This is a genomic window from Cellulomonas sp. PS-H5 (assembly GCF_019265565.1).
In the GTDB taxonomy this organism is placed as follows: domain Bacteria; phylum Actinomycetota; class Actinomycetes; order Actinomycetales; family Cellulomonadaceae; genus Cellulomonas.
In genome coordinates, this window is the sequence record NZ_JAHVCI010000111.1 from 1 (window position 1) to 4,473 (window position 4,473).

A 4,473-nucleotide genomic window follows, 5' to 3' on the forward strand; every position below is an offset into this window, starting at 1 on the left:
CACCGGTGCCCGCTTCGCCCCGCGGGTCCTCGCGGGCCTCGCCGCGACCGCGCCCGCCCGGGCCGCCGCGCCCGGGTCCCCGGCGTGGCCTGCCCCCTCGTCGGCGGCCGCCGCGCGCGCCTCCGTCCGCCGCGCCCGCACGCCGGTGCGCCAGCGCCCGAGGCTCGCCGCGGCGAAGACGAGCACGGCGCCGCCGAGCAGCACGACGATGACGGCGCGCAGCCGGCTGGAGAACTGCTCCGTGGCGTCGTCGGGCGGGGCGAGCAGCAGCGGGGTGAACAGGTACCGGTCGTCGGCGCCGTTGACCCGCTGCAGGTCGTCGAGCTCGGCCTCGAGCACCATGCCGACGGCGGCGGTGGTCGCGATCGCCGCCTCGGGCGTCGGGCCCACGCCGGTGATGTCCACGACGAACCCGTTGCCGCCGACGCCCGGACCCACCCCGTAGTCGGTGCCGACGCCGTCCGCCTGGAGCTGCCTGACCGTGGACGCGGCGCCGAGCCGGGCGATCAGCGCGTCGGTGATCAGGTTGGTGTCGGCGGACCGCAGGTAGGGGTTGTCCGCGTTCAGCGCCGCGAGCGCCGGGTCGCGCTCCAGCTCCTCGGCGGTCGGCACGGCCGGGTTGACGAGGGCGTAGGTCGACGTGACCTCGTAGCTGCGCGGCGCGAAGCCGTACACGTACGCGGCGGCGGCCAGCGCCAGCAGCAGCGCGGGCAGCACGTACCACCGCTGCTGCCAGAGCGTCCTCAGGACGTCGGTCGGGTCCACGGGTCCTCCTCGTGACGCACCAGCAGCCACGCCGCCCCCGAGAGCCCGACCAGCGCGGGGAACGCCAGCGCGAAGACCGGGAAGGACAGCGAGTCGAACGTGAGCGAGCAGACCGCGCCCGCGAGGGTGCCGGCGGCGAGCGCGCCGGCGAGGCAGCGCAGCTCCGGCGAGCGCGCGGCGCCTGCGGCGTGCAGCGCGGTGACCCCGGGCAGCACCAGGTAGACGACGGTGGCGGCGACGCCCACGGCGCCGGTCGTCACCAGCGCGTTGAGGTACTGGTTGTCCAGGATGTGCAGGGCGTCCTCGGGCATGTAGTTGCCGGGGCCGAGCCCGAGCAGCGGGTGCGCGTCGAACATCGCGACCACGCGCGGGTAGTTGTCGAGCCGGGTCGAGATCGACGGGTCGGAGGCGTCGGCGCCCAGCGCCCCGCCGAGCGTGCTGACCAGCCCCGGGACGGACAGGAACAGCCCGGCGACGGCGACGGGCGCGGTGACCAGCACCCAGTGCCGGGCGACCCGGGGCAGGAACGGCAGCACGACGACGGTCGCCACGGCGAGCCCGAGGATGCCCGACCGCGAGATGCTCATCGCGACGGCCAGCACCAGCAGGCCCGTGCGCAGCAGGTGCGCCCAGCGGCGGCCGGTGCGGTCGTACACGGCCCGCCAGATCGACAGCGGCAGCAGCATCGACGCGACGACGCCGAGCTCGATGGGGGAGAACGTCGTCCCGGCGACCCGCACCAGCGCGCCCCGGGGCTGGAACGGGGTGTCGCCGCCGTTCGGGGTGAAGCCCGGCATCACCCAGGGCGCCCAGTCCACCGGGTCGACGTGCAGGAGGAACTGCACGAGAGCGACCAGGCAGCACACGACGAACCCGTCCAGGAGCGCCCGCGCGCACTGCGCCGCGGCGGCGACCGACCGGGCGCACTCCGGGATCACCGTGACCAGGGTCGCGCTGGCGAGCACCAGCAGCAGCCACCGCTCGCCGGCCGCCCGGGTCACCACGGTGCTGCCGCCGGTGGCGCCGAGCCAGAGCGCCGCGGACGACGCGACGGTGGCGAGCAGCAGCGCGCCGACCGCCAGCCGACCGGGATGCCGTGCGGCCAGCGGGTCGTGCAGCCCCCACGTCCAGGACACCAGCCAGAACGCGCCGAGCAGCAGCGTGAGCAGCATCGCGACGGTGCCGGCCGCGCCGATCGGGGCGATCACCATGCTCGCCGGGGCCGCGCCGATCGCCACCAGCGCGGCGCGCAGCAGCAGCGGCGCGCCCCGGTCCCGCCCCGGCGGGACCGGGGGCTCGAGGGGCGGCGCGGGGGACCGCGGCAGGACCGTCGTCACGGCGCGGCGCACCCCGGCGCGGCGTCGGGCGCGTGGTCGTAGCGGTACAGGTGCACGGCCAGGCCGTCGGCGAACGTGTCGGCGAACGCGCCGTCCGCGAGCGCGAGGTCGCGGTCCTCGCCGAGGACCGTGACGGTGCCGTCCGCCGCGCAGCGCAGGTCGAACCGCACGGTCGCGGCCCCGTCCCCGGTGGCGGCCGCGAGCAGGTACTGCGTCTCCCCGTCGACCTTCACCGCGGTGTCGACGGGGCCGTCGGCGAGCACGGCCCCGTCGAGGAACGGTGCCGCGAGCGCCGGGCCGAGCGCGGTCAGCTGCCGGTTGACGTCGGTGACCCACGGCCGGACGTCGGCCCCGCAGGCCTCGCGCAGCAGGTGGAACGACTCGCAGGCGCCGCCGAAGCTGTGGTTGAAGTACACGACGCCGCGCGCCCCGTGGATGACGCTGCTCCACACGGCCGCGCGGACCTGGGGCCCGGTGATCGTGGGGGCGTCGTCCTCGGAGAACGGGTGCCCGAGCTCGACGAACGCCCACACCGGTCTGCTGCCGGGCGGGTCCACCAGCGACCGCACCCGGTCGACGGTCCGGCCGTAGTTCGCCGGGCGCCGGCACTCCCGCTCGGTGAGCGGCTGCCCGCCCGCCAGCAGCATCCCGCCCTCGTGGCCGCCGCAGATGTGCGGGTCGGTGAACCAGTAGGTGTCGACCGACACGACGTCGGCGTAGTCGTTGACGAACCGGGCGGCCTCGGCGTCGTCGAGGCGGAACGCGACGCCCTTGCCGTAGTTGGCGTAGGTGAGCGCGTCCGCGGGCAGCCCAGCGCGCACGGCCGCCTGCACGGTGTAGCCGCACGGGGTGTTCGCGGGGTCGCACACCTCGCCCTGGCCGGGCCACAGCCCGGTCCAGCCGTTCTCGCCGGCGCCGGCCCACATGTCGACCTCGTCGGCCAGCACGCCCCCCGCGGCGCGGGGGTCCTCCCGGCCCACGAGCGCGGCCAGGCCGGTGCCGTCGAGCAGCGCGAGGTCGGAGTCCGTGGTGAGGTCCACGTAGGTGGTGAGGCCGGCCGCGAGGTCGAGGCGGACGTCGCCCGGGTCGGTGACGCTCTCGAGCCAGACGCCGATCGGAAACGCGCGCTGCTCGGCGGGCAGCGTCGGGTCGAAGGCGTCGTAGAAGGCCGGGCCGCCGTCGACCTCGCGCCACGCGAGCGGGGTCGACCACGTCGGGCCCGGGGTCGGGGACGCGGACGGGTCCCCGGTCGGGCCGCCGGGGCCCGCGCAGGAGCCGAAGCACACGCCGGCGACGGCGAGGCCGGTGCAGACCCGGCGCACGGCGGTCACCGCGGGCCGCCGTCCGCCGGGGCCGCGACGGGCCGGGGGCGGGCGCGGCTCGGCGCCGCGTGGGGAATCGGCGCCGCGCCCGCGGTCCGTGCCGCGCCCGCGCCCCGCGCTGCCACGAGGCCGAGGAGCGTGGCGGCGCCGCGGTCGCTCCCGTACCCGGCCAGGACGTGCCGCCGGCCCGCCGCCCCGAGCGCCGTCGCCAGCGCCGGGTCCGCCGCGACCCGCGCCACCGCGTCGGCGAGCGCGACCGGGTCCCGCGGCGGCACCAGGAGGCCGGTCCGCCCGTCGTCGACCAGCTCGCCGACCCCGCCGCCCGCGCACACCACGACCGGCAGCGCCGCCGCGAGCGCCTCCATCACGGCGACGCCCAGCGGCTCCGCGTGGCTCGCGAGCGCGAACACGTGCGCCCCGGCGAGCTCGGTGCGCACCCGGTCCTCGCCGACCGCGCCCGGCAGGTGCACCCGGTCCGCCAGGCCGAGCCCCGCGACCAGCGACTCCAGCTCCCGGCGGTACCCGTCGCCGCCGCACTCGTCCTCGCCGAGCACGACCAGCCGGGCGTCCAGGCCGCGGTCGACGAGCAGCCGCACCGCGCGCACCAGGTCGTCGTGCCCCTTCGCGGGGTTCAGCCGCCCGCAGGAGACCAGCCGCAGCGGTCCGGCGCCCGGCCACGGGCGGTACGGATGGTCCGGGACGGGCGCGCCGGGGTCGACGCCCATCGGCGCGACCGCCAGGGTCGCCGGCAGGTCCGGCCCGAGCTCGGCGCGCAGGTCCCGGCGCAGGCCCTCCGTGATCACCAGGCCGAACGTGGCACCGTGCCACTTGCCCCGCTGGTTCCCGCCGTAGTCCGCGAGCGGCCCGTGCAGCGTGAGGCTGTAGGCGGGTCCGCCGAGCAGGCGGGCGAGCGCGGCGACCTGGGCCGCGTCCCCGCTCGAGTGCACGTGCACGTGGGACCAGCCGCCGGCGCGGGCGAGCGCGGCGAGCCGGGCGGCCGCGAGGGTCAGGCCGGCGGCGCGGGCCGGGCGCCGGGCGCGGCCGCCGGT

4 protein-coding genes are annotated in these 4,473 nt (G+C 77.9%); all 4 read right to left on the reverse strand.

Annotation, left to right across the window (positions count from 1 at the left end; all coding sequences use genetic code 11):
• The coding region (locus J5O08_RS20315) for a chain-length determining protein (protein WP_218708719.1) at positions 1-765 on the reverse strand (765 nt) is incomplete at its 3' end.
• On the reverse strand, positions 744-2,102 hold the full coding sequence (locus J5O08_RS21800; RefSeq protein ID WP_218708720.1) for an O-antigen ligase family protein: 1,359 nt from the start codon (positions 2,100-2,102) through the stop codon (positions 744-746). The genes J5O08_RS20315 and J5O08_RS21800, both read right to left, overlap by 22 nt.
• Positions 2,099-3,433 (reverse strand): hypothetical protein, encoded by a 1,335-nt coding sequence (locus J5O08_RS20325; protein WP_218708721.1) that lies wholly within the window; start codon positions 3,431-3,433, stop codon positions 2,099-2,101. Before J5O08_RS20325 ends, J5O08_RS21800 begins: the two co-directional genes overlap by 4 nt.
• The coding region (locus J5O08_RS20330; RefSeq protein ID WP_218708722.1) for a glycosyltransferase family 4 protein at positions 3,430-4,473 on the reverse strand (1,044 nt) is incomplete at its 5' end. The genes J5O08_RS20325 and J5O08_RS20330, both read right to left, overlap by 4 nt.